Origin of the sequence: Nonomuraea phyllanthi (assembly GCF_006334985.2) — a bacterium.
Classification (GTDB): Bacteria; Actinomycetota; Actinomycetes; order Streptosporangiales; family Streptosporangiaceae; genus Nonomuraea; species Nonomuraea phyllanthi.
On record NZ_VDLX02000001.1, the window covers coordinates 476629 to 502674 of the forward strand.

Consider the following 26046-nt stretch of genomic DNA (forward strand, 5'->3'; position numbering starts at 1 on the left):
AGAAGGTCAGCGCGCCAGGACGCGGGCCAGGGCCTCCAAGGTCTCCAAGGGGGTGCCGGGCGGCGGGGAGACGCGGAGCACCGGCTCGGTGAGATCCAGCGGCGCCCGCGTCCTCGGCACGACGCCGACCAGCAGGGACGCCTCTGCCGCCCGGGCCGCGGCGGCCTCCGCCGTGTCGCCCGGCGGCGGCCTGAGCGTGACCAGGGCGGAGGGCTCGTCGGCCGGTTCCACCACGCGCCACCCGCCCGCCCCGTCGAGCACGCCGCGTGCCGCGCGCCCCAGCTCGGCCAGGTGCGCGTGGATCGCCGCCGGGCCGATCGCGTGCTGCTCGACGGCGGCCACGCCGAGCCCGGCCCGCGCTGCCATGGCCGCCTCCGAGCTCTCGTACCGTACCGCCCCGGGCTGCGGCACCGGCTCGCCCACCCGCTCGTGGAGCCCGGTACGCGGCTCGCCGGACTGTTGTGGTTGCTCGTCAGGCCGTGCGCGATGCTCGGCGGCTCGCTCGTCAAGGCCGGCGCGAAGCGCGCCGGGCTGCTCGTCGAGGCCGGCACGTAGCTCGCCGATCCGCTCGCCAAGCCCGGCACGTAGCTCGCCGGACTGCTCGTAAGGCATCGCAGGCAGCTCGCCGGGCTGCTCGCCGCTGTCCGTCCAGAGGTGGCCGCCGAGGGTGGGGACCGCGGCGTCCATGGCCGGCGTCAGGCCGGGCACGATCAGGAAGCCGACGCCGCGCGGCCCCGCGAGCCACTTGCGGGAGGTCCCCACGTACGCGGTGGCGTTGGCACCCCGTACCTCCACGTGCCCGAGCGACTGGCAGACGTCGAGCACGAAGGGGACGCCCGCCGCGCGGCACCGCGCACCGATCTCCGCCGCCGGCTGCACGATGCCGCGGTGGGAGGCGATGTGCGAGACGATCACCAGGTCGAGCCCGGCTCCGAGACCCTCCAGGGTCAGGCGGCCGTCGGCGTCCACCGGCAGCTCGACCGGCTTCCACCCGCGGTGCGCGGCCAGGTGGCGCAGCAGCATCAGGGTGCTGCCGTACTCGGTGCGCGCGTAGCCGACGCGGCTGCCCGGCGGGAGCCGCCACCCGCCGAGGAGGGCGGCCATCGCCGCCGTCCCGTTCTCCAGGAACGCCACGTCCTCTGGGCCCGCGCCGACCAGCGCGGCCAGCGCCGACCTGGCCGGGGTGAGGTCGGGCGCGGCCGCGTAGCCGCCGCGCTCCCGCTCCAGCCGCAGGTGCGACACGACCGCGTTCATGACCCGGTCGCTGGGCACGTTGCAGCCGGCGGCGTCGAGGTGCCCGGGCGGCATGACGCTGCGCGCGCCCCTCCAGGCCCGGACGACCAGCGAGTCCAGCTCGGAGTGCGCCGCCGAAGGCCCCGATCCGGCGGCCCGCGAGCGGTCCGGGTCGTCCGGGCCGCCCGGGTCGCGTGAAGGAGCTTGCGAGCGGTCCGGCCCGGGTGCAGGAGCTTGCGAGCGGTCCGGGCCGGGTGAAGGGCCCCGCGAGGGTCCTGGCGGTGAGCGGTCCGGCCCGGGGGTTGTTCCGGCGGGCGGTGGGTCGCGGCCGTCCTCGGTGCTCATGCCTCCGCCAGGATCAGGGCGAAGTCCCCGTCGGGGTCGGTGTAGGCGCGCCGGATCCGGAACCCGGCCGCCGCCAGCTCCCGCCGCAGCCCCTCCACCCGGAACTTGGCGCTGATCTCGGTACGCGTCTCCTCCCCCTCCGCGAAGGAAACCGTCATGCCGAGCCCCTCGATCCGCACCCGCATGTCGCGGGTGGCCCGCAGCCGCATCTCGATCCACTCGTGCCGCTCGTCGTACAGCGCCACGTGCTCGAACGCCTCTGGCTCGAAGTCGGCCCGCAGCTCCCGGTTGACCACCTTCAGGACGTTCCGGTTGAAGGCCGCCGTCACCCCCGCCGAGTCGTCGTACGCGGCCACCAGCCGCCCGGTGTCCTTCACCAGGTCGGCCCCGAGCAGGAAGGTGTCCCCGCGCCGCAGCGTGGCGCGCACCTCCTTCATGAACACCCGGCGGGCGGCGGGTTCGAGGTTGCCGATCGTGCCGCCGAGGAAGGCGACCATCCGCCGCCCGGTACGCGGCAGCAGCCCCAGATGGCGCTCGAAGTCGGCGCACACGGCCCGGACGTCCAGCCCGGGGAAGCGGCCGGCCAGCCGCCGCGCCGCCGCCTCCAGGGTGACGGCGTCCACGTCCACCGGCGTGTACGCGCGGAGCGTGCCGGCCGAGGCGAGCGCCTCCAGCAGCAGCTCGGTCTTCTCGCTGGTGCCCGACCCCAGCTCGACGAGCGTGTCGGCGCGCGAGGCCGCAGCCAGGTCCGTGGCCCGCGCCCGCAGGATGGCCAGCTCGCGCCGTGTCGGGTAGTACTCGGGCAGCCGGGTGATGCGGGAGAACAGCTCGCTGCCGGCGGCGTCGTAGAACCACTTGGGCGGCAGCCACTTGGGAGACGCGGTCAGACCGGTCCTGACGTCGCGTTCGAGAGCCTGGCGCAGGTAGTCGCGGTCAAGATGGTTGAGCACATGCACGGTCGACTGGCTGACGGTCATCAGGGTCTCCTTGGATCACAACGGCTGCACGTTCACGCGGTCGTGGGTGACGGTCAGCAGGCTGCGCTCCGGCACGGCCTGCCAGCCGGGCAGGTCGTCGAGCGGCTCGCTGGCCACGCGCACGCCGTCGGGGTGCCGGTGGTAGAAGAGCGTGTCGCCCCAGACGGTCGCGGCGATGGAGGCGCCGTCGCAGGCGAGCAGGTTGAGGCGGGCGCCGGGGTCCTTCTTCCCGGCGTGGACGACGACCTCGGCCAGCGCCGCGCCCAGGCCGAGCCCGGCGCGCCCGCGCAGGAACACGGCCGCCGCGACCCAGGCGGCGTCGCAGGTGCTCTCGGCCTGCCCGGCCAGGTCGTCGGCGAGGTCGCGCAGCGCGTCCCTGTCGACGCGCCCGTTGTGGCTGAGCAGCCAGCCCCCGTCGGCGAACGGCGCGGTGGCGCTCTCCTCGATGGGCATGCCGGCCGTGGCCGAGCGCACGGCCGCGAGCAGGCACGTGGAGCGGGCGGCGCGGGCGAGGCCGGGCAGGTTGGCGTCGCCCCAGATGGGCACGGTACGGCGGTAGCGCACGGGCTCGGAGCGGTCCCCGTCGTACCAGCCCATGCCGTAGCCGTCGGCGTTGATCAGGCCCTGGCGCTGGCGGCGCGGCGCGTACGACTGCTTGAGCAGGCCGTGCTCAGGCTCCTGGATAAGCGAGGTGAGCGGGCGGGCGGCGCCCAGCCAGGCGGCGTGCCTGCACACCTCAGACCAGCTCCGTACGCGCGCACCGGAACCCGGTGAAGATCTGCCGGCGGATCGGGTAGTCCCAGTTCCTGAACGTGGTCCGCACCGCCGCCGGGTCGGCCGCCCAGGAGCCGCCGCGCAGCACCCGGTATTCGTGGCCGAAGAACACCTCGCTGTACTCCTTGTACGGGAAGCTGCGGAATCCCGGATAGGGCTGGAACCAGGAGTCCGTCCACTCCCAGACGTCTCCCACCATCTGCTCGGCCCCGTACGCGCTGGCCCCGGCGGGGTAGGCGCCCAGCGGCGCGGGACGGGCGGCGCGGTGGCCGAGGTTGGCCAGGCCGGGCCGCGGGTCCTCCTCGCCCCACGGGTAGCGGCGGGCCCGACGGGCCTCCGGGTCCCAGCCGCAGGCCTTCTCCCACTCGGCCTCGGTGGGCAGCCGCTTGCCGGCCCACCGGGCGTAGGCGTCGGCCTCGTACCAGCTCACGTGCTGGACCGGCTCGTCCATCGGGACGGGCTCGGTGCGGCCGAAGCGGATGCGCCACCACGTGTCGCCGTCCTTGGCCCAGAACAGCGGCGCGCCGGTGCCGCTGCGCCGCCGCCACTGCCAGCCCTCCGGCGCCCACCAGCGCGGGTCGTCGTAGCCGCCGTCCTCGATGAACGCGGCGTAGGCGCGGTTGCCGACGGGGAGCCGGTCGATCCAGTAGCCGGGCAGGTCCACCTGGTGGGCGGGCCGTTCGTTGTCGTAGGCCCAGGGCAGGGTGGCGGTGCCCATCGTGAACGGCCCCGCCGGCACGTACACCTCCTCCGGCCCCTGGTCGCGGCCCGGCGGCAGGTCGGCGTCGCGCACCAGGCCGGGCTGCCCGGACAGCTGCAGGGTGGCCAGCATGGTCTCGTCGTGCTGGTGCTCGTGCTGGATCACCAGCCCGAACACGAAGCCGTCGCGGTGCAGCGGGGTGGGGCCGTCGAGGTCGATCGCGTCGAGGACGTCGAGCACGCGCCCGCGCACGCCCTCGATGTAGCGGCGGGCCTCGGCCGGGCCGAGGAGCGGCAGGGTGGGGCGGTCCTTCCTGGGGTGCTTGAACGCGTCGTAGATGTCGTCGATCTCGGGGCGCAGCGGCTCGATGCCGGCGGCCTCGCGCAGCACCCAGAGCTCCTCGTAGTTGCCCACGTGCGCGAGGTCCCACACCAGCGGCGACATGAGCGGCGAGTGCTGGCGTACCAGCAGGTCGTCCTCCGCCGCGGTGTAGGCCAGCGACCGGTCGCGCACGGCGAGCAGCTCGGCCGCGATGCGTTCCTTGAAGTCGTTCATTGCCGTCCTTCCCCGTTCAGCCAGTCCGGGACGGACCGTCCCGGCGCCGCGTCCATCAGATCGGCCGCCGGAGAGCGGCCCGGTGCCACGTGCCGGTCGGCGAAGGCCGCCACCTCGCCTGCCAGGCCGGGGCCGGCGCCGAGCCGGGGCAGCGCCTCCAGCGCCGCCCGGAAGCACGCCTCGGCGGCCCGGCGCAGGCGCGGGTCGCCGAGGCCGCAGCGCGCCGCCACCTCCCACCCCGTCCGGTACGGCTCCACGGCGGCGAGCGCGGCGTCGGCGGCCCGGTCGTCGGTGACGAGGGCGTGCGTCACGGCCACGCAGACCGGCCAGGCGGCGGGGTGCTGGGCGTCGAGGTAGCGGATCTCCAGCCAGCCCCTGGGCCGTACCGGCGGGAAGACCGTCGTGGCGTGGTAGGCCAGGTCCTCGGCGGTGGGCCGGCGCTCGCCGCCGCCCTCCAGCCAGTCGCGGAACGTCGAGCCGTCGCGGACCGGGCGGCAGTGCCCGTCGCCCTCGCGCACCAGCATGAGGCGGGCGTCCAGCAGGTATTCGGCCCAGTCGCCGGCCGGATCACCGGCCGGGCCGGCGGCCAGGCCGGAGGGGCGGGCAGCGAGGTCGGCGGGGCCGGGCCAGGCAGGGCCGGGCCAGGACGGCACGGACCAGGCGGGCACGGGCCTGGTCCTGGTGCGGTCGAGGTGGTGCCAGACGGCCTGGCGGCCCGACATCCAGCCGCACGGCCGCCCGCCGCTCAGCGGCGAGTTGGCGAAGGCGGCCAGCAGCACGGGGCCGAGCGCGTGCGCCCGCTCCCAGCGGACCGCCGGCCGCGTGCCCAGGTCGAGGTTGATCTGGACGGACGCGGTGGAGCACATCATCAGCGCGCCGTACGGCTCACCCAGGAACTCGGCCATCGCGTCGTACCGGGGCAGGCGCAGCTGGCGGCGGGCCGGTCGCACCGGGTCGAGGCCCACCCCCGCCGGCACCAGACCCTCGGCCGGCAGCGCGGCGCGCACGGCGGCCACGTCGGCGGCCAGCCGGGCCAGCGCGTCGGGCAGCGGCGCCGCGGGGCCGGACAGCTCGATCTGGCCGCCCGGCTCGAACGTCACCCGGCTGCCGCCCGGCAGCGTGGTGAGATCGCCGCCCGGCAGCGTGGCGAGGGCGCGTTCGACCCTGGCCAGCGGGACGTGCGCGGCCGGCGCCGCGCGGTCGAAAACCAGGAACTCCAGCTCGACGCCCACCCGGTCGGCGGCGCCGGGGAGGCCGGGCTCGAAGCAGCGGCGCGCGAACTCCGCCACCTCGGCGGTGCTCCGCAGCGGCGTGCCCTCGGACGTCAGGCCGATCATCGTCTACCCTTCGCGTGGCGCACAGGTCTACAGACCCGCGAGACGCGCCAGCGTTACAGGTAATTTCTGGGCAATGATCCGGATGTCGCGGCGCCGAGGCCCGGCGCAGGCGGGCGGTCACGGCAGGCAGGCAGGCACGCGCAGCGCCGAAACTCACAGCACGAGGCTCAGGGCGGAGCGGAAGCGCTCAGGCAGCGCTCATAACCGGCGGCGCTCGCGGAAGGCGGACATGAGCCGGGAGCGCACGTCGGCGGGCAGCTTCTCCGGCGGCGGGTCGCCCAGGGCGACGACGGTCGCGCGGAACTGCTCGACGTAGCGCTCGCAGCCCTCGCAGGTGGCCAGGTGGGTCCGCACGCCATCGAGGTCGGGCCGGTCGAGGGCGTCCTCAAGGTAGGCGGTCACGAGCCCCGCCAGTTCGTCGCAGGTGAACCGCTTCACGACGTCGACCGCCCTTTTCTCTGGATATGAACCGTTTCACATATTGTGGGCGCCGCACCCGGCCGGATGCGACCCGCGAGCTATTCTGGCTGCTTGACCGACTCGAAGTAGTCGGCCAGCCAGCCGCGCACCGCCGTGCGGGCGCGATGCAGCAGCACCCGCTGGTTGGCCGCGGAGATCTCCAGGATCTCGCACACCTCCTCGGACGTGCACCCCTCGACGTCGCGCAGGGTGATCACGGTCCGCTGCCGGGGAGGCAGCCTGGCCAGCCCCTCGGCGATCAGCCCGCGCACCTCGGAGGCGAGCGCCTCGCTCTCGGGCGTCGGCCAGGCGACGGGAGGCTCCTGCCGCCCGCCCGGCGGCACCTCGTCGAGCCCCCTGCCCTCCTCGGCGGCGCCGTCGTGCTCGAACGAGCTCCACGGCAGCGTGCGGCTCTCGCGAGCGCCCCGCTTCTTCGCCGCGTTGATGAGGATGCGGTAGACCCACGTCTTGACCGACGAGCGGCTCTCGAACGCGTCGATGCCGCCGATCACCGCCAGCCACGTGTCCTGGACGACCTCCTCCGCCGAGTGGTCGGTGGACACGTAGGATCTGGCCACCCGCAGCATGCCCCCCGACCAGGTGTCGAGCAGCGCCGCGAACATCGTCTCGTCACCGGCGCGCAGGGCCGTGACGACGACGTCGTCCGGGGGCAGCCCACCGCCCGCGAAAGACCCCACGATCGCTTCCCCTCCGGTCGAACGCTGAGACCTGTCCGTGGCACCGTGCCGGAGCCCTGGCTCGCGCCTGGAACGACACCGCCTCCACGGTAATCATTCCCACTGACGTTTCTTCAGTCTCCGGAGCGCGGATACCCCCTGTGGGACAGGGGATTCGGGCCGGCGCGGGACTATCCCTCGCGGGTGCTGACAGGCTGCTCGCACGAGCTGACCCGCAGCCCCGAGCACCCCGTGCCGCCGGAGGTCAGCAGCACCACCACGCCCATCATGAAGACGGCGCAGGTCAGCAGCACCAGCATGCACCACACCTGGAGGACGGACCTGCCCCCCGGCGCCTCGCGGTCGGCCGGGGCGGCGAGCAGCGCGTCGAGCTCGGGGGCCTCCACGATCAGGCGCCGCTCCAGCTCTTCGAGCGCGCGACGCTCTTCGGGGGAAAGACTCATGCCTCACGCCTCGTTCCATCGCCGTTGCCCAAGCGGCCGCACGCCCTGCCGCGCGTATTCCTTGCATTATGCAAGACTCACCGGGTGCGCGGTGAGGGTTCGGGCGACGTACGGATCAGCCGGCCTGGCCCGGTCAGGGCGACGAGCAGCAGCACGAACGCGGCGCTCAACAGGACCACGCTGCCGACCTGGCCCATCTCCCAGCGCAGCCGCCACTGGTGCCAGTGGGGCGGCAGCGACTGCGGCGCCCAGGTCGCGAACACGGCGTTGGCGGGCCGCACCACCGCCAGCCAGAGCACCAGCGCGCCGGCCATCAGCACCGCGGCGGACAGGGCCGGCCTGAAGCGTTTGGTGCCGCGTTCCACGAGCGCCAGCGCGGCCGTGGCCAGCATGGCGAGCACTTCCACAGCCGCGCTCACGTACGAGAGATGAGGATAGAGGGCGTCGTTGAGCCGCACGTACATCGAGGTGTCGTAACCCAGCTCCACCGGCATTTCGAGCAGGCGCGCGAACGTCAGGCCCGCGGTGAGCGCCACCAGGACGACGGCGGCGATCCACAGGAGACGCGGCCACCAGGACATGGAGCCCATCTCATCTCAAACCAGGCGAATCACCAAGCACCCTTGCACACTGCAACGAACATGTGATGCGCCCCCACGACCCTGTACGGCCGCGCCATCCCGCGCAGGGCGATGAACGATCCGGCACCCGCCGGCGTATCCCTTGGTGACCGGTGCCACACGACCGCATCCAGGACCCGGAAGGGGATGACGGCGTATGCGACTCCACCGGAGCCGTCGCGTTCTCGTCGCTTGCGGCATCGCCGCGCTCTGCCCGCTCACCGCCTGCGCCGGTTACACGCCGACGCCCAGCACCGACACCGTCGCCGTCGGCTCCCTGCCCACCGCCGACACCGTGCCGACCGACACCGTGCCCGTGGACGCCACGCCGTCCGACTCCGCTTCCGCGCAGGCGGATCCCGACGGCGGCACCTGGGAGACCGAGTGGGGGCCGCTGTCGGAGGCCGACAGGGAGCTGATGCGCAAGGTACGCCTCGCCACCCTGTGGGAGATGATCATCTCCCAGGAGGCGGCACAGCGGGCCAGCACCGCCCGCGTCCGGCAGATCAGCAAGGAGATCTCGGCCCAGCACCACACGCTGGACGAGCAGGTACGCGAGCTGGCCGGCAAGCTGGACGTCCAGCTGCCGGTCAAGGCCACCGCACAGCAGCAGGGCTGGATGGCCGACATCTCCGGCAGGAAGGGCTCCTCGTACGACGCCACGTACGTCAAATGGCTGCGCCTGGCCCACGGGCAGATCTTCGGCCTGATCGGCGCGGTGCGCGGCAGCACGCAGAACACGCTGATCCGCCGCTTCTCCGAGCAGGCCAACGCGGCGGTGCTCAACCACCAGCGCCTCCTGGAGAGCACGGGCCTCACCACGCCGGAGAGCTTCCCCGACCCGCCCGAATGATCCGGAGGCGTGTACAACTGTCACCATGCACGAACGGGGCCGGGTGACCAAGGAGGAGCTCGACGCCGTCATCTCGGCCGTCCTCACCGGGTCGCGACTGCTGGTGGCCATCGCCGTCCGCTCGCTGGCCGCCGCGCAGGACCGCGTCACGGTCCCGCAGTTCCGCATGCTGGTCGTGCTGTCGGCGCACGGCGAGACGAAGCTCGTCACCATGGCCGAACTGCTGGGGGTCAACAGCAGCACCGCGATGCGGATGGCCGACCGGCTGGTCGCCGCGGGGCTGGTCGTCCGCGAGGTCAACCCGCACAACCGCCGCGAGAGCCTGATGCGGCTGACCCCGGAGGGGCGGCGCCTGGTGGACGAGGTGACCGCCCGGCGCCGTGAGGAGATCTCGGGCATCGTCTCCGGCATGACGCCCGAGCAGTGCCGGGCGCTGATCTCCGCGATGACCGCCTTCAACCAGGCGGGCGGCGAGCCACCGAACCTGCGCTACCCGCTCGGCTGGCCCGACGCGTAGGTCGCGCTCAGATCCGCCCGGCGATCAGCAGGGCGGTGCGATCATGTCTCCTCGGCGAGCGCCCCGGCGTCCTTCGCCAGGTGCACGACGTCCGCCTCGACCTTTGCCACCTGGTCGGGGGCCACGTAGAAGTCACGGGCGAACAGGCCGCGGGCGTCCACCTTGACGAAACCCGTCCGCAGCAGCCGGGCCGCCACCGCGGGAGGAACGTCCGGCTCGCCGTCGCCGAAGACCTCCGCCACGGTCCGCACCAGCCCATGAGGGGTGTCGGAGGTCTGGCCCTCGTCGGTCACGGACTGCGGGTCGCCCATCTTCACGGACTCCACCGTCCCGATCTCCTTGCCGTCGCCGTCGACGACCTTCATGCCGGTACGCACCTGACCGAGGCCGCTGTCGCCGAACTGCTGGGGGGAACTCATGACATGTCTCCTCTCTCCATGAGGACGTCACGCCTACCCGGGCAGGTCGCGAGAACTCCTCAGCAGGGCGCGGATCCTCGGCGCCGCCGCGTGTCCCGGCGGGGCGGCGGCCAGGAACCGCCGCAGCGTCCGGCGGCCTCGGGCGGGGTCGGTGGTCAGCTCCGCCGTGCCCACGACGAGCAGCAGGTCGGGGTCGTGGGGGCGGGTGGCGAGCAGGGGTTCGAGCAGCGCCACTGCCTCGGCCGCCCGGCCCGACCTGACCAGCTCGAAGGCCATCAGGTAGCGGGCGGCGCGGTCGTCCGGGTGCTGTCTCAAGGCTTCGCGGTACGCCCGTACGGCCGCGTCGTGGTCACCGGCGGCGGCAAGCGCCCGAGCCCGGCCCGCCGCGTCCCCACCGCCGCCCCGAGTCTCCTCCGCGACAGGGGCGTTCTGGATGCGCCCGCTCGCCCACACGGCCACCGCCCCGCCCGTGACGGCCACCGACCCGAGGAGGAGCAGCACGACGGCGGGCACGGCATCGGCCCGCGACCGCCCCGCAGAGGGCGGATGCTCCGCATCCGGCGGGTTGGGCGCCCGCCTTGCCGGTCGCCGTCGGATGGCGGGCAACCCCCGCCTGCCCGGTCGCGGGACGGCGGGCAGCACGGCCGACGCCCCCCTGCCCCGTCGTCGCCGAACAGCGGGCAACAGGGCCGCTGCCAGCGCGGCCACGGGAAGAATCCACAGCAGCGCGGACAACCCGTCCACTCCCGGCGAGAGCCGGATCCAATCCCCGTAACGCTGCCTGAAGTGGTCGAGGATGGCGTCGGCGCTCTGCCCGGCGCGCAGCCGGCGTTCGATCTCCGCCCGGACCGACAGGGCCATCTGCGAGGACGACTCCGCCGCCGAGACGCCCTGGCAGTCCGGGCAGCGTAGGGAGGCCGCGATCTCGTGGACCCGTTCGGCCGGGCCGGGCTCGCCGAGTGCGGAGCGCCAGAGGGCGACCCCCGCGAGCACGGTCAGGAGGAGGGCGGCGAGCCTGGCGGTCATGGCGTGAGCAGCGGCACCACGTGCCCCTCGATCCAGTCCTGGGTGAGCGCGCCGATGCGGCGGTCCACGATGAAGCCCTGCCGGTCGAGCAGGAACGTCTCCGGAACCCCCCGTGCCCCCAACTCCAGCGCCAGCCGCCCGTCGGGGTCGGCCAGGTGGGGGAACGACGCGGCGCCGGTCTCCGCCAGGAACGCGCGAGCGGCGCCGGGGGCGTCGCGCAGGTCCACGCCGAGGAAGCGCACCCCGTCCAGCTCGCGTGCCGCGCCCGCCAGCAGCGGGAACTCGGCACGGCACGGGTCGCACCACGACGCCCACACGCTGACCAGCACCGGATGGCCGCGCAGCTCGCCGAGCGCGAACGCCCGCCCATCGAGCGTGCGCCCGGACAGGTCAGGCCTGCGCCGCTCGGGCACCGCGTCAGTTCTGCCGCCGGGGCCGAGGGCGTGCACGAGTACGGCCAGGAGCACGGGCACCGCCATGAGGGCGGCCAGGGTCATCAGCGGGCGCCTCATGGCATGCGCGCCTTCCGCGGCCGGGACGCTCCACCGGCCTCGGACGCGCGGGCATTCGCCGACCCGGACGACGGCTCCGACTCGCACGGTGCTTCTGAGGGGGTGCGGCCCTGACCGGACGCCGGCTGCGGCGCCGTGCGGGGCCGCGTCGGCAACAAGGCCGAACCCGGCGAGGTGCGCGGGCGGGTGGGGGCCAGGGTCAGCAGCCCGCCCAGGACCATCAGGCCGCCGCTCGCCCACAGCAGGCTCATCAGGGGGTTGACCGCGACGCGCAGCGCCACGGCGGCGCCGTCCTGGTCGACCTCCGACACGGACACGTACAGGTCGGACAGCAGCCCGCCGCGGATGGCGGGCCGGGCGACCGGGGAGCCGCCGCGGGCGGGGTAGAAGGCCAGCGACGGGCGCAGCACGCCGACGGCGGCACCGTGGCGGGTGACGACGACGCGGGCGGCGGCGGTCATGGCTCCGTCCGCGGCCTGCCGTTCGACGCCGTCGAGCCGTACGTCGTAGCCGCCCACCTGGAGCGACTCCCCGACCCGTACCCGTCCCTGGGCCTGCTGGGCGTAGCCGGAGGAGGCGGCCACGGCGACGGCGGCCAGGGCCACGCCGGCGTGGGCGGTGAGCACGCCCATGCGCCGCCGCCCGACCGCCGGGTCCAGCAGCCGGGCGGCGATCGCCGCCAGCTCGAACGCCGCCAGCCCGAAGGCGAGGAGGGCCGTGACGGAGTGCCGGCCGGTGGACCCGAGCCCGGCCACCGTCGCCGCACCGGCCGCGACCGGCCAGGCAAGCCCCCGACCGCACTCCGATGACCCAGCACCGGCGACCGGCCGGGCGAGCCGCTGACGGCGCCTCGACGCCGCGCCCATCAGCGCGAGCAGGGCCAGCAGGCCCGGGACGACCATCCGGTCGAAGTACGGCGCCCCCACCGACACCCGCTCCCCCAGCACCAGATCCGCGACCAGCGGGAAGAGCGTCCCGAGGAGCACGGTGCCGGCCAGGGCCGTCAGGAGGCCGCTGCCCAGGAGGGGGGCCGTGGCGGGGCGGGCATCGGAAGGGGGCCGCCGGACGCGCCAGGCGATCAGGCCGGCGGCCGTGACGAGGGCGGCGGTCAGCACGCCGAGCAGCGCCGGCCCGGCCGCCGACCGGGTGAAGGAGTGGACGCTGGCCACCGCCCCGCTGCGGGTCAGGAACGTGCCGAGCAGCACGAGCAGGAACGCCGACACGGCCAGCGCCACGGTCCACGCGCGCAGGGAGCGCGCCCGCGCGGCGTGCAGCACCGCGGTGGCCACCAGCCAGGGCATGAGTGACGCGTTCTCGACGGGGTCCCATTCCCAGTAGCCGCCCCAGCCGAGCACGCCGTACGACCACCAGGCGCCCAGCACGATCCCGGCGGTCAGGGGGATCCACGCGACCAGCGTCCACGCGCGGATCCGCGCCACCTCCACGCGCCCCGTGATCAGGCAGGCCACGCCGTACCCGAAGGGCACCATGAGGCCGGCGTACCCGAGGTAGAGCAGCGGCGGGTGCACGCCCATCAGCGGGTGGCCGCGCAGCAGCGGGTCGGGGCCCGGCCCGTCCGCGGGCACGGGGTCGGCGGCGGCGAAGGGGTCGGCGGCCAGCGCGGTGAGGGCGAAGAACGCCGCGCAGACCAGCATGACCGTGGTCATGGCGATCCGCTGGAGCCGGTCCGTTCCGTGGTGCCCGCCGGCCGTCGCCGCCCGCCGGGAGCGATGGCGGCCGGCGGCGAAGGCGAAGGCGGCGAGGACGAGGAGCCACAGGACCAGGGAGCCCTCCAGCGCCGACCACAGGCTCGTCACCGTGTAGTACAGCGGCACGTCGCGCCCGCCCTGCCGGGCCACGAAGCCGATCCGGAAGTCGTGCGTGACCAGCGCCGACTCCAGCAGGACGAAGGCCAGCGCCGCGCAGGCGAGCGCGCAGGCCGTGCAGCGGGCGGCCAGGGGCCGCGACCGCGCGCGCGGCCAGGTGAGCGCGGCGGCGAGCGACGCGGCGAGCCCCGCCCACAGGGCCGCCGTGCCGAGGTAACCGATCACGCGGACACCGTCGCCTCCCGGGGGCACACAGGAGGCCAGGATCCCGCCCCGCCCGCCTTTGGACAAGTTTCCCCAGGTCATGGGCGTGGCGGCCGGGGTCGGGCGGGTTGTCCCGCTTAGTCTGCGACTTCGGGGGACGGGGAGGCACGTGGTGGCATGCGGGGTTCGGCGCGCGGGCGCGGCCTGTGCACTGCTCCCTGCGGCGGCCTGCGTCCTGCTCCTCACGGCGGGCTGCACGGCGAGCACGCCTTCTCCGCTGTCGCCGGGCGGCGCGGGCGCGGAGCGGGTGGCCGGCCTGTGGTGGCTGCTGTTCGGCATCGCCGCGGCCGTGTGCGTGATCGTCACGGCGCTGGTGTTGTGGGCGGTGCACCGGCGGCGCGAGGCGCGCCCTTCGACCCGGTCCGGCCGGCGGTTCGTGGTGGTGTGCGGGGTGCTGATCCCGGCGGCGGTGCTGACGTTCGTGTACGTGGCCGGGCTGGACGGCATGCGCGCGTTCGACGACCCGCACGATCCCGACCAGCTGGACGTCGAGGTGACGGGACACCAGTGGTGGTGGGAGGTGCGCTACCCGGGCTCGCCGTTCACGACGGCGAACGAGATCCACGTCCCGGTGGGCCGCACGATCCACGTGCGGCTGCGCACGGCGGACGTCAACCACAGCTTCTGGGTGCCGCAGCTGACCGTGAAGACCGACCTGGTGGCCGGGCGGGTCACCCACCTGTGGTTCACCGCGAACCGGGCGGGCGTCTACCGCGGCCAGTGCGCCGAGTACTGCGGCGCCCAGCACGGCCGCATGGCGCTGCACGTCGTGGCGGAGCCGGCGGCGGCGTTCCAGGCGTGGCTGGCCGGCCAGTCGCGCCCGGCGAGCACGCGCGGCAGCCAGGCGTTCACCTCTGCCTCGTGCGCCTCCTGCCACACCGTCGCGGGCACGAGCGCCCGGGGCACGGTGGGGCCGAACCTGACGCACGTGGCCGGCCGGAGGTTCCTCGGCGCCGGCACGCTCGCCAACACCCCCGCCAACCTCGCCCGCTGGATCCAGAACGCGCAGGCGTACAAGCCCGGCAACCGCATGCCGCCGCAGCCGCTCTCGCCCGAGCAGCTGGACGCGATCGTCGCCTACCTGGAAACCCTGCGTTAGGAGCCGCCCGTGGAGACCCTGGACGCGACCCGCGCGCACGAGATCGCCGCCGAGGCGGCCGGCGAGCGGGTCTCGAGCCGGTGGGAGGAGCCGCCCGGCCTGTTCGGCTGGGTGGCCACGGTCGACCACAAGCGCATCGGCCGCCGCTACCTCGTGACCGCCGCCCTGTACTTCACGCTGGCCGGGCTGGAAGCCCTGATCATGCGGACCCAGCTGGCCGCGCCCGACGCCGGGCTGGTCCCGCCCGAGGTCTACGACCAGCTGTTCAGCCTGCACGGCACCGCGATGATCTTCCTGTTCGCGACGCCGATGCTGTTCGGGTTCGGCAACTTCCTCTTCCCGCTCATGCTGGGCACCCGGGACATGGCCTTCCCGCGGCTCAACGCCTTCGGCTACTGGGTCTTCGCCGCGGCGGGCCTGCTGATGTTCGTCAGCCTGCTCTTCGGCGCGGCCCCCAACGGCGGCTGGTTCTCGTACGTGCCGCTCACCAGCCTGAGGTACTCCGAGGGCGCGAACCTCGACGTCTACACCCTGGGCCTGCTCTTCCTCGGCGTGTCCACCACGGCCGGCGCCATCAACTTCATCTGCACCGCGCTGAAGCTGCGCGCCCCCGGCATGACGCTGAACCGGGTGCCGGTGTTCGTCTGGGCGCTGGTGGTCACCTCGTTCATGGTGGTGTTCGCGCTGCCGCCGCTGAACACCGCCAACCTGCTGCTCTTCCTCGACCGCCGGTTCGGCACCAACTTCTTCGACACCACCGCGGGCGGCGACGCGGTGCTGTGGCAGCACCTGTTCTGGCTGTTCGGCCACCCCGACGTGTACATCATCGTGCTGCCCGCGCTCGGCATCGTCTCCTCGATCGTGCCGGTGTTCTCGCGCCGCCCGATCGCCGCCTACAGCCTCATCGTGCTGGCCACCGTGGCCACCGGCGTCATCAGCTTCGGCGTCTGGGTGCACCACATGTTCGCGGTGGGCCTGCCGCCGCTGTCGCTCACGTTCTTCTCGGCCGCCAGCATCGTCGTGACGATCCCGGCCGGGATCCAGATCTTCTCCTGGGTCGGCACCATGCTCATGGGCCGGGTCGTGCTCGGCGTGCCGATGCTGTGGGCGGCCGGGTTCATCGTGGTGTTCGTGCTGGGCGGCGTGACGGGCGTGATGTTCGCCATCGTGCCGTTCGACCAGCAGGTGACGGATTCGTACTTCGTGGTGGCCCATTTCCACTACGTGCTGTTCGGCGGCGCGGTGTTCCCCATCATCGGGGGGCTGTTCCACTGGTGGCCCAAGTTCACCGGCACGATGTGGAACGAGCGGGCCGGCAGGTGGTCGTTCTGGCTGGTGTTCGCCGGGTTCAACCTGACCTTCTTCCCCATGCACATCTCCGGGCTGCTGGGCATGCCGCGGCGCGTCTACACCTTCCCGTCCGGGCTGGGCTGGGAGCTGTGGAGCCTGCTGTCGACCGTGGGCGCGTACCTGCTGGCGGCCGGGCTGCTGTGCACGCTGCTGACGCTGTGGCACGCGCACCGGCGCGGCCCCGCGGCCCCGGCCGACCCGTGGGGCGGCGAGACGCTGGAGTGGGCCACCGCGTCGCCGCCCAAGCCGTACAACTTCGCGGTCATCCCGACCGTGCACAGCCTGCACCCGCTCTGGGACGCGCGCACGCTCGCCTCCTTCGCCGAGGGGGCGCGGTCGGAGTCGCGGGTGCTGGCGGACGGGCACCTGGTGCTGCGGACCTCCGAGCTGGACGGCGAGCCCGAGCATCCCCTGGAGATGCCGGAGCACAGCGTCCTGCCGTTCCTGAGCGCCGCGGCGCTGTTCCTGACCGTGCTGTCCCTGCTGTTCGGCTGGTACGTGGCCGCGGGGGTCTTCGCGGCCGCCACCGCGTTCACCGTCATGGGCTGGCTCTGGCCGTGGGAGAAGGCGCAGGCATGACCGTCATCACCGGTGTCACCGAGCCCGAGGCGCTGGCCAGCGAGCCGCCCGGCCGCACGCCCGCCTGGTGGGGGATGGTGCTGTTCGTGGCGACCGAGGCGACGTTGTTCGCCTGCCTGCTCGCCTCGTACTACTACCTGCGGTTCCTGACCGTCGGGGAGTGGCCGCCGCCCGGCATCAAGAAGCCGGAGCTGGCCAAACCGCTCGGCATGACCGCGCTGCTGCTGCTGAGCAGCGGCTGGATGGTGTGGGCCGACTGGGCCGTGCGGCACAACCGCAAACGGACGCTGCGCGTCACGCTGGCGTTCACCGTGCTGTTCGGGGCGGGCTTCCTCACCCTGCAGGGCACCGAGTACCTCACCAAGCTCGAGGAGTTCACGTACGCGACGAACGCCTACGGATCGCTGTTCTACGTCATCACCGGCTTCCACGGGATGCACGTCTTCACCGGCCTGGTGATGCTCTCGTTCACGCTGGTCGCCGCGCTGGCGGGCAAGTTCAGCCACCGGCACCACAAGCGGGTCAGGATCGTCTCGTTCTACTGGCACTTCGTGGACGGCATCTGGCTGGCCATCCTGTTCACCGTCTACATCAGCCCGCGCCTGTGAGGTCCCCCGTGAGCACGGAAACCGAGCGGAAGACCCGGCGGGTGGGGCGCTGGCTGCTGTGTTTCGCGGTGGCCGGGGGCGCGGTGGCGTGGGCGGTGCACCTGCTGGCCGCCTGGGGCGTGGTGGAGCTGGTCTGCTCCATCGGGCGCCGCGACGTCAACGGCCTGCCGCTGCACGCCTTCGTCATCGTGGCCACCGCGGTCCCGGCCGTGCCCGCCGCGGCGGCGCTGGCCGCCGCGTGGCGGATCTGGCAGCACGACCTGGCCGGCGCGACCGGGCGGCGGGAGCGGCGGGCCCGGTTCCTGGCCGAGCTGGGGCTGGGGCTGGACGCGCTGGCCTGCCTGATGATCGTGTTCGGCGCGGTGGCGCTGGGAGTGATCGCGCCATGCGCGTGATAGCGCTGCACCACCCCGAGGGCGGGCTCGACCTGGTGGGCGTGCTGCCGGTGTGCTGCTGGCTGCTGCTCGCGGCGGCCGGCTACGTCGCCGGCCTGCGCCGCCTCGGCGGCTCCCGCACGTCCAACCGCTCCCGCACGTCCAGCGGCTCCCTCGGGCGCGGCGACTCCCGCAGGGGCGGCGGCTTCCGGGAAACCGGCGGTTACGTGCGGGCGGGGGCGCGCCGCATGGGCCGGGCCAGGGTGTGGGCGTTCGCGGGCGGCCTCGCGGCGGTGGCGGTCGCGCTGCTGCCGCCGCTCGACGCGATCGCGGACGACCGCTTCTCCACGCACATGGCCCAGCACATGATCCTCATCTCGCTGGCGGGCCCGCTGCTGGCGGCCGGCGCCCCGAGCGTGCCGGTCCTGCTCCTCCTCCCGCCGCGCGGCCGGCGGGCGCTCACCACCTTCAGGCGGGTGGTGCGGCGCGTCCTGATGCTGCGGCGTCCGGTGACGTGCTGGGCGGCGCACGTGGCCGTGCTCTGGGTCTGGCACCTGCCGGTCCCGTACGGCCTCGCCCTGAGCAACGACGTCGTGCACGTCGTCGAGCACGTCACCTTCCTGGGCACCGCCTGGCTGCTCTGGGCGCACGTGCTCACCCCCGCCCGGCACCGGCTGAACCCGCCGCTGGCGATCCTCTACCTGTTCGCCACCGCCCTGCCGAGCGCGGCGCTCGGCGCGGTGCTGACCCTGGCCAGGGCCCCGCTCTTCCCCGGCCAGGCGGCCAACGCGCTGGAGTCGGGCGCCGATCCGCTCGCCGACCAGCAGCTCGCCGGGCTGATCATGTGGATTCCGGCTGATCTGGTCTATCTCGGCGCGATCTTTGCCATCTTCCTGGCGTGGATGGACGGGCCACGGGAAGGCAGCCAGCTGACGAGGCCGCCCGCTGAGGTCGCCTCCCCCGTACCCGGAGGTGAGCGATGAGGCGGGCACTGGCGATCCTGGGCTGCACCCTCGCCGTGGCCGGGGCGTCGGGGGCCGCCGCCGCGCCGCCGACACCGGCGCCTGAGACGCGGGGCAGGGCGCTCTACGGCCAGAGCTGCGCGACCTGCCACGGCCAGAACGGCGAGGGCAGCCCGCGCGGCCCGAACCTCGAGAACTCCGGCGCCGCCGCCGCCGACTTCCAGCTGTCCACCGGCCGCATGCCGCTCCCCCATCCCGGCGCCGCCTCCGAACGCAGGCAGCCGGCCTTCGGCCCGCGGGACATCGACGCGCTGACCGCCTACATCGCGTCGCTGGGCCACGGGCCGGCCATCCCGGTCGTGTCCAGGGGCGACCTCCAGGAGGGGCGCGAGATCTTCGTCTCGACGTGCGCCGCGTGCCACTCGGGTTCGCTGGCCGGCGGCACCCTGTCGAGCGGCCAGGCCGCGCCGCCGCTGCTCGCTTCCACGCCCACGCAGATCGCCGAGGCCATCCGGCTCGGGCCGGGCGCGATGCCCTCGTTCCCGCGCGGCGTGATCAGCGACGCGCAGGTGAACGCGATCGCGACCTACGTGACCTCGCTCCGCCCGCAGCTCGACCACGGCGGGGCGCCGCTCGGCGGCTTCGGCCCGGTCCCGGAGGGGGCGGTGGCCTGGGTGTTCGGGCTCGGCCTGCTGGCGCTGTTCATCCGGCTGATCGGGAAGAGGGCCCCATGAGCGTGGCGCCGCCCGCCCGGCCGACCGGGAGGAGGTCGTCATGAAGCGTCCGGAGCGCGGCATCGCCGCCGCGTTCGGCGTGACGGTGCTCGGCGCGGTGATGGCCGCCGCGTCGTACGTGGCCGGCGCCGACCGGCTGCTGCTCGGCCTCGGCTTCGCCCTGGGCTTCGCCGGGCTGGCCGCCGGGTTCGTGCTGTGGGCGGCGACGCTGCTGCCGCAGGGCCCGTACGTCGAGGAGCGCGAGCCGATGGTCTCGCCGCCCGGCGAGCGGGAGGCGCTGGAGGCGGAGTACGACCGGCCGGCGGGCCGCCTGCCGCGCCGCATGCTGGCGCTGGCGCTCGGCACGTTCGGCCTGGCGGGCGTGTTCCCCGTCAGGTCGCTGATCGTCCACGGACCCTCGCCCTCGGTGGCCCTGGCCACCACCGCCTGGCGCGACGGCGTGCGGCTGGTGGACCAGGACGGCAGGCCCGTACGCGCGGCGGACGTGACGCCGGGCACCATGGTGACGGCCTTCCCGGAGGGCCACCTCGACACCGGCGACAGCGCGGCCGTCGTGCTGCGCGTCGACCCGGCGAAGCTGCGGCTGCCCGCCGGGCGCGAGCGCTGGACGGTGGACGGCGTGGTGGCCTTCTCCAAGCTCTGCACCCACGCCGGCTGCCCCGTCGGCCAGTACGTCGCGCCCGCCCAGCAGCTCGTCTGCCCGTGCCACCAGTCGGTGTTCGACGTGCTGAGGGGCGCGGAGCCGATGTCGGGACCGGCCGCGCGCTCGCTGCCGCAGCTCCCGCTCCGCCTCGACGGCGACGGCGTGCTGGTGGCGGCGGGCGACTTCCCCGAGCCGGTCGGCGCGGGCTACTGGAGGCCGATGTGATCGCCCGCATGATCGCCCGCGCGGGCCTGCGCTGGATGGACCGCAGGCTGCGGGCCGCCGCCCTGACCCGCGAGGCGCTGGCCAAGGTGTTCCCCGACCACTGGTCGTTCATGCTGGGCGAGATCGCCCTCTACAGCTTCGTGACGCTGGTGCTGACGGGCGTCTTCCTGAGCCTGTTCTTCGACCCGAGCACCGCCGAGACCATCTACGGCGGCTCGTACGGCCCCCTGCGCGGCTCGTCGGTCTCGGCCGCCTACGCCTCCGCCATCGAGCTCAGCTTCGACATCCGGGGCGGGCTGCTCTTCCGCCAGGTGCACCACTGGTCGGCGCTCATCTTCCTGGCCGCCATCGCGATCCACGCCTGCCGCATCTTCTTCACGGGCGCGTTCCGCACGCCCCGCGAGATCAACTGGCTGGTCGGCGTCACCCTGCTGCTCACCTCGCTGGCCAACGGCTTCATCGGCTACTCGCTGCTGGACGACCTGCTGTCGGGCAGCGGGCTGCGCATCGGCTACTCGACGTTCCTGTCCATCCCGATCGTCGGGACGTGGGTGGCGTACCTGGTCTTCGGCGGCGAGTTCCCCGGCGACCGGGTCATCCCGCGCTTCTTCTCGCTGCACATCCTGCTGCTCCCCGCGCTCATCGCGGGGCTGATCGGCGCGCACATGGCGATCCTGGTCCGGCAGAAGCACAGCCAGTTCCCCGGCCCGGGGCGCAACGACCACAACGTGGTGGGTTCCAAGATGTGGCCCACGTACGCGTTCCGCTCGCTGGGCCTGCTGTCCGCCGTGCTCGCGGTGAGCTTCGGCCTGGGCGCGCTCGTCCAGGTCAACCCCGTGTGGGTGTGGGGGCCGTTCAGCCCGTCCGCCGGGACCACCCCGGCGCAGCCCGACTGGTTCCTCGGCTGGGTGGAGGGCCTGCTGCGGTTGTTCCCCGCCGTCGAGTTCCGGGTCCTCGGCTACCTGGTGCCCTCGCCGTTCCTGCCCGGCGTCGCGCTGCCCGTGCTGATGGTCGTCGCCCTGTACGCGTGGCCGTGGCTGGACCGCCTGGTCACCGGCGACCGGGAGCGCCACCAGGTGCTCGACCGGGTCAGAGACCGGCCGGGCCGGACGGCGGCCGGGGTGTGGGCGGTGTCGCTGGTCGTGCTCCTGACCTTCGCGGCCTCCGACGACCTGGTGGCCAGGGGCCTGTCCGTGCCCGTCCAGGACTACGTGGTGGCGCTGCGGGTCGTGGTGCTCGTCGTGCCGGTGATCTGCGGCGCGGTCGCGTACGTGCTGGCGCGGGCGCTGCGCGGGCATCCCGGCAGCAGGCTGACGACGATGGAGCCCCGGCAGATCGCCGGGGTGCTGGGCCTGCGCCGGCCGGAGGCGCGGCGCCCGCCCGCGCCGCCCGGCCCGCGGGCCGAGCGGCCCGCCGTCCCCTCGGAGGACGCGCCCGACGTGGTGGACTCGGGGAGCCGGCATGGCGGTTGAGGTGTGGCGCCAGCGCAACGGCTACTGGCGGTGGGCGTACCGGGAGGGCGACGTGCGGCTGGTCAGCCACTCCGAGTACGCCGGCCAGGACGCGGCCCGCCGCAGCGCCGCCACCGCCTACCCGCGCACCCCCATTCGGGTCCGCGAGGGCGAGGAGGTGGCGCGGGCGCGCACGCCGCGGCTGCGCCGGAGCCTTGAAGGGCTGCTCCTGGCGCTGATCGCCTACCACATCGCCCGGCGCGTGCTCGGCCGCCTCCCGGCCGAAGGCGACCGGGAAAGGTAGATTAGGACCGTTACGCAGAGTGACGACGGCCGGATCGGGGGGCGGGCGTGCGATTTTCCTTGCCGGGGGTGCTGGTCTCGGTGGGCGCCGCCGCGGCGCCGGTGATGGGGCTGCTGGTCGCGCCGCCCGACGCCGTGCAGGGCGAGGTGCAGCGCCTCATGTACGTGCACGTGCCGGCCGCCTGGACCGCGTACCTCTGCTTCACCGCCGTCCTCGCCGCGGGCCTGCTGCGCCTGGTGCGGCGCAGGCCCGCGCTCGACCGGCTTGGCCGGGCCGCGGCCGAGGTCGGGGCGGGCCTCACCGCGCTGGCCATCGTGCTCGGCATGCTCTGGGGGCGTCCCGTGTGGGGCGTGTGGTGGACCTGGGACCCCAGGCTCACCACCACCGTCCTGATGCTGGGCGCCTACCTCGTCTACCTGGCGGTGGCGCGGCTCGCCGGCGGCCGGGCGGCCGCGTGGGCGGGCTGCGCCGGGTTCCTGACCGTGCCGCTCGTACACGGTTCCGTGCTGTGGTGGCGCGCGCTGCACCAGCCGCCCACGGTGCTCAGCCCGGAGGGGCGCTGGCCCATCGCCCCGCCCATGCTCGCGGCCCTGCTCGTCTCGACGGCGGCGTTCGCCGCGCTGGCGGCCTGGGTCATCGCCCGGCGCGCCCGCTCCCTCGCCGCCGAGCGGCCAGGCTCGCCGGTGCCCGCGCCGCGGATCGGGCCCGAGGTTCCGGCGGGAGCCGCCCGGTGAGCGCCTGGCTCTGGGTCGGCGCCGGTTACGCGCTCACGGCGGCCACCTGGCTGGCGTACGCGCTCTGGTCCGGGCGTCCGTCGTCGTGAAGGTCGGGGTCAAGCTGCTCGTCGCGTCGGCCGCGCTGGTGGCCGGCGGCGTGGTGGCGTACCGGGCGCTCGACGACGGGCTCGTCTACTACCGCACCCCGCAGGAGCTGGCCGCGTCCAGCCAGGCGCTCCCGGGGCGGCTGCGGGTCGGCGGCCTGGTGGTGGAGGGCAGCGTGCTGGCCGTCCCGGGGGGCGTCGCCTTCACCCTGACCGACGGCGTCAGCGACCTGCGGGTGGTCCACACCGGCGCGGTCTCCCCGGTGTTCGCGGCGGGCCAGGGGGCGATCGTGGAGGGCCGGCTCGACGGCCGGGTGTTCCGCTCCGACCGCCTGATGGTCAAGCACTCCAACGAGTACCGCCCGCCGCCGGCCGCAGCGACGATCGCGCCCGCCGCGGCCCCGATCGCTCCGGCCGCGGTCTCGCGCACCCGCGTCGGACTCACCGAGTGGGCCATCTCCGCCCGCGACCCGCTGCTGCGCCCGGGCCCGGTGAGCCTGGAGGTGACCAACGCCGGGGCCACCGCGCACGACCTCATCGTCACCGGCGGCGGCGTCTCGGCGCACACGCCGGTGCTCGCCCCCGGCCAGAGCGCGACGTTGCGCCTGCGGGCGCCGCGCGGCGCGCTGCTGACCCTGGTGTGCGGGCTGGGCGGCCACGAACCGCTGGGCATGCGGGGCACCCTCCGCGTGGCCACCTGACCGCCGCCGCGCCGGAGATCTGACAAAGGCCTTATCGGCGCTGCTGTAACGTGCCGCCTCGCGGGCTGGCCAGGCGTGTCACCTCTTGTTAAAGTGACGGGCGGCGTGCCGGGGAGTCTGGTCGGCTGACGACAGAAGCATCGGCGTTCCGGGGGAGGCGCTCATCTTCAGCCGGCATCGGTTCCACGACGACGGCCGCTCACTCCTGGGCGACGCCGCCTCTCCGCAGCGCCTGGCCTGGGCGCTGCCGTACGTCATGCTGGCGGTCGTCGCGCTGGTCGACATCGCGACCGGGCGGGAAGCCGGCTACATGTCGCTGCTGGCCCTCGGGCCCGCGTTCGCGAGCCTCGTCGGCACCGTGCGCCGCATGCTGCTGATCGGGTCGCTGGCCCTGCTCACCTCGCTCGGCTTAGCCGTGTACAACAACCTGCTGGGCACCCGGCAGAGCCTGGTCAGCCTGATCGTCATCGCCGGGGTAACCGCGGGCGGGCTGGTGGCCACCGTGGCGCGCCAGCAGCGCGAGCGCGAGCTGGCCGACGTGCGGTCGGTGGCCGAGGTGGCGCAGCGCGTGCTGCTGCGCCCCGTGCCCCGGCGGGCCGGTCATCTGCGGGCCGCCGTCTCCTACACCTCGGCCGCCGCCGAGGCCCGCATCGGCGGCGACCTGTACGAGGTTGTGACCGGTCCCACCGGCGTGCGCATGATCGTGGGAGACGTCCAGGGCAAGGGGCTCGAAGCGGTCGAGACCGCCGCGCTGGTGCTGGGGGCGTTCCGCGAGGCGGCCCACGACGAGCCCGACCTCGCCGGCGTGAGCAGCCGGCTGGAGCGGGCGCTCAACCGGCGGCTGGAGGGCGAGGAGTTCGTGACCGCGGTGCTGGTCGAGTCCGCCGCCGACGGGACGCTGACCCTGCTCAACTACGGCCATCCCCCGCCGCTGCTGGTGCACGCCGACGGGTCGGTGGCCTTCCTCGAGCCCGGCGAGTTCGCGCCCCCGCTGGGCCTGGCCGAGCTGGGGGCCGACCGTCCCGCCGGGCACCGCGTGCCGTTCGGGCCGGACGACCAGCTGCTGCTCTACACCGACGGCGTGATCGAGGCCCGCGACCCGGCGGGCCGCTTCTACCCGCTGGCCGAGCGGGCTTACCTGCTGAAGGCGCACGACCCCGAGACGGCGCTGGAGGCGCTCCGCCTCGACCTGCTGGCCCACGTCGCGACGCCGCTGCATGACGACGTGGCCATGCTGCTGCTCCGCCCCCGCCGCGACGAAGGGCCGTCGGCGGGCCGGCAGCCCGCCCTCAGCGAGTGAGCAGGTCCACGACGCCCGTGGTGCCCTCGTCGCCGTGGCCGTCCGCGAGGCGCCGCTCCATCAGGGCCATGAACGGCGCCAGCAGCTCGGCGCCGACCCCCTGCTCCTCGGCCGTACGCCGCAGCGTCGCGTTGCCCTCCACCATCATGGCCAGGTTGGAGGCCACCCCCTCGGTGTAGTCACCGCTCTCCAGGTGGGCGGCGATCTGGTACGCGTGCGGCGCCATGGCCGTGAGCCACCCGACGAGCAGCGGCGCCAGGCCGCTCGGCGCCAGGCTCTCCTTGCGGATCAGCGCGAAGGCGTGCGCCACCCCGGCGAACATCCCGGTCATCGCGCTCAGCAGCGCCACGTCGTGCAGGGCGGCGAAGCCGGGGTCCTCGCCGGTGTAGACCGCGCCGAAGGGCACGGTCAGCGTGTCGTGGTGGGCGTCGAACAGGGCGCGGGACCCGCTGTAGAAGGCGTAGCCGCCGGACTCCGGGACGCCCACCATGGGCGGCACCGCCATGATCCCGCCGTCCAGGAAGCGGGCGCCCCTGCGCACGGCCCACTCGGCGCGGGCGCGGGCCTGGGCGGGCGTGCCGGTGGTCAGGTTGACGAGGTCCTTGCCCGCCAGGTCGGCCCCGGAAAGCGCCTCACCGACCGAGGCGTCGTCGAGCAGGCAGGCCACCACGAGATCGCCCGCGGCGACCGCCTCGGCGGGCGTCCCCGCGACCCGGGCGCCCGCGGCGGCGAACGGCTCGGCCCGGCCCGGGGTGCGGTTCCACACGGTCAGCGACCGGCCGGCGGCCAGCCAGGCGCGGGCCAGGGCGCCGCCCATGGCGCCGAGCCCCAGCAGGGCGAGGCGCGGCCGATCGACAGGCTGGTCAGAGATGTCATCATTCATGCCGATTAGGCTGGCCGCGGACCCCGGAGTCCCTCAAGTACGCACTTTGAAGTGCGTGCTGACCCCGGGGTAAGCGACCAGGTGGGAGGGTGGCCATGGCGAGGCCGGGCACGTACGTCTGCGGGATCGACGCGGCGATGGACCTGATCGGCGGGAAGTGGAAGGTGCTCGTCCTCTGGGCGCTGAACGAGCGCACCTGCCGCTTCGGCGAGCTGCGCAGGGGGCTGCCGGGGGTGAGCGAGAAGGTGCTCGCCTCCCACCTGCGCGAGCTGGAAGCGGACGGCATCGTCCATCGCGAGCTGTACGACGAGTCGCCGCCCCGCGTCGAATACTCGCTGACACCGCTCGGCGTCTCGCTCAACCAGGCGCTGGCCCCGCTCGGAGCGTGGGGCCGCGAGCACCTGCTGGGCGGCGACGAGGGCACGCACCACGAGGTGTCGCATCCGTCCTGAAAC

The 26046-nt window shown here is 74.3% G+C and carries 29 protein-coding genes; 15 read left to right on the forward strand and 14 right to left on the reverse strand.

Annotated elements, in window-relative coordinates; translation table 11 throughout:
* Positions 1–6: 6 nt before the first annotated feature.
* The 9 genes from FH608_RS52390 to FH608_RS02275 form a co-directional block, all read right to left on the reverse strand.
* Positions 7–1308 (reverse strand): aminotransferase class V-fold PLP-dependent enzyme, encoded by a 1302-nt coding sequence (locus FH608_RS52390; RefSeq protein WP_226898870.1) that lies wholly within the window; start codon positions 1306–1308, stop codon positions 7–9.
* Between the two features lie 266 nt (positions 1309–1574).
* Entirely contained in the window at positions 1575–2555 is a 981-nt protein-coding gene (egtD, locus tag FH608_RS02240) for an L-histidine N(alpha)-methyltransferase (protein WP_139628083.1), read from the reverse strand.
* Between the two features lie 15 nt (positions 2556–2570).
* Positions 2571–3290, reverse strand: a complete 720-nt coding sequence (egtC, locus tag FH608_RS02245) for an ergothioneine biosynthesis protein EgtC (protein WP_139628084.1) — start codon at positions 3288–3290, stop codon at positions 2571–2573.
* Position 3291: 1 nt separating this feature from the next.
* Positions 3292–4584, reverse strand: coding sequence for an ergothioneine biosynthesis protein EgtB (gene egtB, locus FH608_RS02250; protein WP_139628085.1), 1293 nt, complete (start codon positions 4582–4584; stop codon positions 3292–3294).
* On the reverse strand, positions 4581–5921 hold the full coding sequence (gene egtA / locus FH608_RS02255; RefSeq protein WP_139628086.1) for an ergothioneine biosynthesis glutamate--cysteine ligase EgtA: 1341 nt from the start codon (positions 5919–5921) through the stop codon (positions 4581–4583). The genes egtB and egtA overlap by 4 nt, the downstream gene beginning before the upstream one ends.
* A 198-nt stretch (positions 5922–6119) precedes the next feature.
* On the reverse strand, positions 6120–6359 hold the full coding sequence (locus FH608_RS02260) for an anti-sigma factor family protein (RefSeq protein ID WP_139628087.1): 240 nt from the start codon (positions 6357–6359) through the stop codon (positions 6120–6122).
* Between the two features lie 80 nt (positions 6360–6439).
* On the reverse strand, positions 6440–7078 hold the full coding sequence (locus tag FH608_RS02265; RefSeq protein ID WP_226898871.1) for an RNA polymerase sigma factor: 639 nt from the start codon (positions 7076–7078) through the stop codon (positions 6440–6442).
* Positions 7079–7248: 170 nt separating this feature from the next.
* The gene (locus FH608_RS02270) at positions 7249–7521 is read right to left on the reverse strand and encodes a DUF3040 domain-containing protein (RefSeq protein ID WP_139628088.1); all 273 of its coding nucleotides are present in this window, start codon (positions 7519–7521) and stop codon (positions 7249–7251) included.
* 77 nt (positions 7522–7598) lie between these two features.
* Positions 7599–8102, reverse strand: a complete 504-nt coding sequence (locus FH608_RS02275) for a hypothetical protein (protein ID WP_139628089.1) — start codon at positions 8100–8102, stop codon at positions 7599–7601.
* A gap of 196 nt (positions 8103–8298) precedes the next feature.
* Here FH608_RS02275 and FH608_RS02280 point away from each other — a divergent pair, with 196 nt between their 5' ends.
* Together FH608_RS02280 and FH608_RS02285 are read left to right on the forward strand one after the other, a co-directional pair.
* Positions 8299–8994, forward strand: coding sequence for a DUF4142 domain-containing protein (locus tag FH608_RS02280; protein ID WP_139628090.1), 696 nt, complete (start codon positions 8299–8301; stop codon positions 8992–8994).
* A gap of 25 nt (positions 8995–9019) precedes the next feature.
* Positions 9020–9511, forward strand: coding sequence for a MarR family winged helix-turn-helix transcriptional regulator (locus tag FH608_RS02285; RefSeq protein ID WP_139628091.1), 492 nt, complete (start codon positions 9020–9022; stop codon positions 9509–9511).
* A gap of 41 nt (positions 9512–9552) precedes the next feature.
* Here the strand turns inward: FH608_RS02285 and FH608_RS02290 are convergent, their stop codons facing one another.
* From FH608_RS02290 to FH608_RS02305, 4 genes are read right to left on the reverse strand one after another with little or no spacing between them, the layout of a single operon-like run.
* Positions 9553–9930: a hypothetical protein gene (locus tag FH608_RS02290; protein WP_139628092.1), complete on the reverse strand. Its 378-nt coding sequence runs from the start codon at positions 9928–9930 to the stop codon at positions 9553–9555.
* A 33-nt stretch (positions 9931–9963) separates the two neighbouring features.
* Entirely contained in the window at positions 9964–10956 is a 993-nt protein-coding gene (locus tag FH608_RS02295) for a cytochrome c-type biogenesis protein CcmH (RefSeq protein WP_139628093.1), read from the reverse strand.
* Positions 10953–11468: a TlpA family protein disulfide reductase gene (locus FH608_RS02300; protein WP_139628094.1), complete on the reverse strand. Its 516-nt coding sequence runs from the start codon at positions 11466–11468 to the stop codon at positions 10953–10955. Before FH608_RS02300 ends, FH608_RS02295 begins: the two co-directional genes overlap by 4 nt.
* On the reverse strand, positions 11465–13519 hold the full coding sequence (locus FH608_RS02305; RefSeq protein WP_193318189.1) for a cytochrome c-type biogenesis CcmF C-terminal domain-containing protein: 2055 nt from the start codon (positions 13517–13519) through the stop codon (positions 11465–11467). The genes FH608_RS02300 and FH608_RS02305 overlap by 4 nt, the downstream gene beginning before the upstream one ends.
* Before the next feature lie 151 nt (positions 13520–13670).
* On the opposite strand from FH608_RS02305, the gene coxB reads away from it, so the two are divergent.
* The 12 genes from coxB (at position 13671) to FH608_RS02365 (ending at position 24708) form a co-directional block, all read left to right on the forward strand.
* On the forward strand, positions 13671–14657 hold the full coding sequence (gene coxB, locus FH608_RS02310) for a cytochrome c oxidase subunit II (protein ID WP_193318190.1): 987 nt from the start codon (positions 13671–13673) through the stop codon (positions 14655–14657).
* 9 nt (positions 14658–14666) lie between these two features.
* Positions 14667–16586 carry a cytochrome c oxidase subunit I gene (ctaD, locus tag FH608_RS02315; protein ID WP_139628097.1) on the forward strand — a complete coding sequence of 640 codons (1920 nt, stop codon included), beginning with the start codon at positions 14667–14669 and terminating at the stop codon, positions 16584–16586.
* A complete protein-coding gene (locus FH608_RS02320; protein WP_139628098.1) occupies positions 16583–17194 on the forward strand; it encodes a cytochrome c oxidase subunit 3 in 612 nt (203 codons plus the stop codon). The genes ctaD and FH608_RS02320 overlap by 4 nt, the downstream gene beginning before the upstream one ends.
* Positions 17195–17202: 8 nt before the next feature.
* Entirely contained in the window at positions 17203–17589 is a 387-nt protein-coding gene (locus FH608_RS02325; protein WP_139628099.1) for a hypothetical protein, read from the forward strand.
* A complete protein-coding gene (locus tag FH608_RS02330; RefSeq protein ID WP_139628100.1) occupies positions 17580–18551 on the forward strand; it encodes a cytochrome c oxidase assembly protein in 972 nt (323 codons plus the stop codon). Before FH608_RS02325 ends, FH608_RS02330 begins: the two co-directional genes overlap by 10 nt.
* Positions 18548–19264 (forward strand): cytochrome bc1 complex diheme cytochrome c subunit, encoded by a 717-nt coding sequence (gene qcrC, locus FH608_RS02335; RefSeq protein ID WP_139628101.1) that lies wholly within the window; start codon positions 18548–18550, stop codon positions 19262–19264. The genes FH608_RS02330 and qcrC overlap by 4 nt, the downstream gene beginning before the upstream one ends.
* Before the next feature lie 40 nt (positions 19265–19304).
* Positions 19305–20132 (forward strand): QcrA and Rieske domain-containing protein, encoded by an 828-nt coding sequence (locus tag FH608_RS02340; protein WP_139628102.1) that lies wholly within the window; start codon positions 19305–19307, stop codon positions 20130–20132.
* A complete protein-coding gene (gene qcrB / locus FH608_RS02345) occupies positions 20129–21604 on the forward strand; it encodes a cytochrome bc1 complex cytochrome b subunit (RefSeq protein WP_139628103.1) in 1476 nt (491 codons plus the stop codon). Before FH608_RS02340 ends, qcrB begins: the two co-directional genes overlap by 4 nt.
* On the forward strand, positions 21594–21887 hold the full coding sequence (locus tag FH608_RS02350) for a hypothetical protein (RefSeq protein WP_139628104.1): 294 nt from the start codon (positions 21594–21596) through the stop codon (positions 21885–21887). Before qcrB ends, FH608_RS02350 begins: the two co-directional genes overlap by 11 nt.
* 47 nt (positions 21888–21934) lie before the next feature.
* Positions 21935–22621 (forward strand): cytochrome c biogenesis protein CcsA, encoded by a 687-nt coding sequence (gene ccsA / locus FH608_RS02355; RefSeq protein WP_139628105.1) that lies wholly within the window; start codon positions 21935–21937, stop codon positions 22619–22621.
* 85 nt (positions 22622–22706) lie between these two features.
* A complete protein-coding gene (locus FH608_RS02360; protein ID WP_139628106.1) occupies positions 22707–23408 on the forward strand; it encodes a cytochrome c maturation protein CcmE domain-containing protein in 702 nt (233 codons plus the stop codon).
* A gap of 256 nt (positions 23409–23664) precedes the next feature.
* Positions 23665–24708, forward strand: a complete 1044-nt coding sequence (locus FH608_RS02365) for a PP2C family protein-serine/threonine phosphatase (RefSeq protein ID WP_139628107.1) — start codon at positions 23665–23667, stop codon at positions 24706–24708.
* Here FH608_RS02365 and FH608_RS02370 read toward each other — a convergent pair.
* The gene (locus FH608_RS02370; protein WP_139628108.1) at positions 24698–25591 is read right to left on the reverse strand and encodes an NAD(P)-dependent oxidoreductase; all 894 of its coding nucleotides are present in this window, start codon (positions 25589–25591) and stop codon (positions 24698–24700) included. The two genes, FH608_RS02365 and FH608_RS02370, sit on opposite strands and share 11 nt — an antisense overlap.
* 95 nt (positions 25592–25686) lie before the next feature.
* Here FH608_RS02370 and FH608_RS02375 point away from each other — a divergent pair, with 95 nt between their 5' ends.
* Positions 25687–26043: a winged helix-turn-helix transcriptional regulator gene (locus FH608_RS02375; protein WP_139628109.1), complete on the forward strand. Its 357-nt coding sequence runs from the start codon at positions 25687–25689 to the stop codon at positions 26041–26043.
* The last annotated feature ends 3 nt before the right edge of the window (positions 26044–26046 follow it).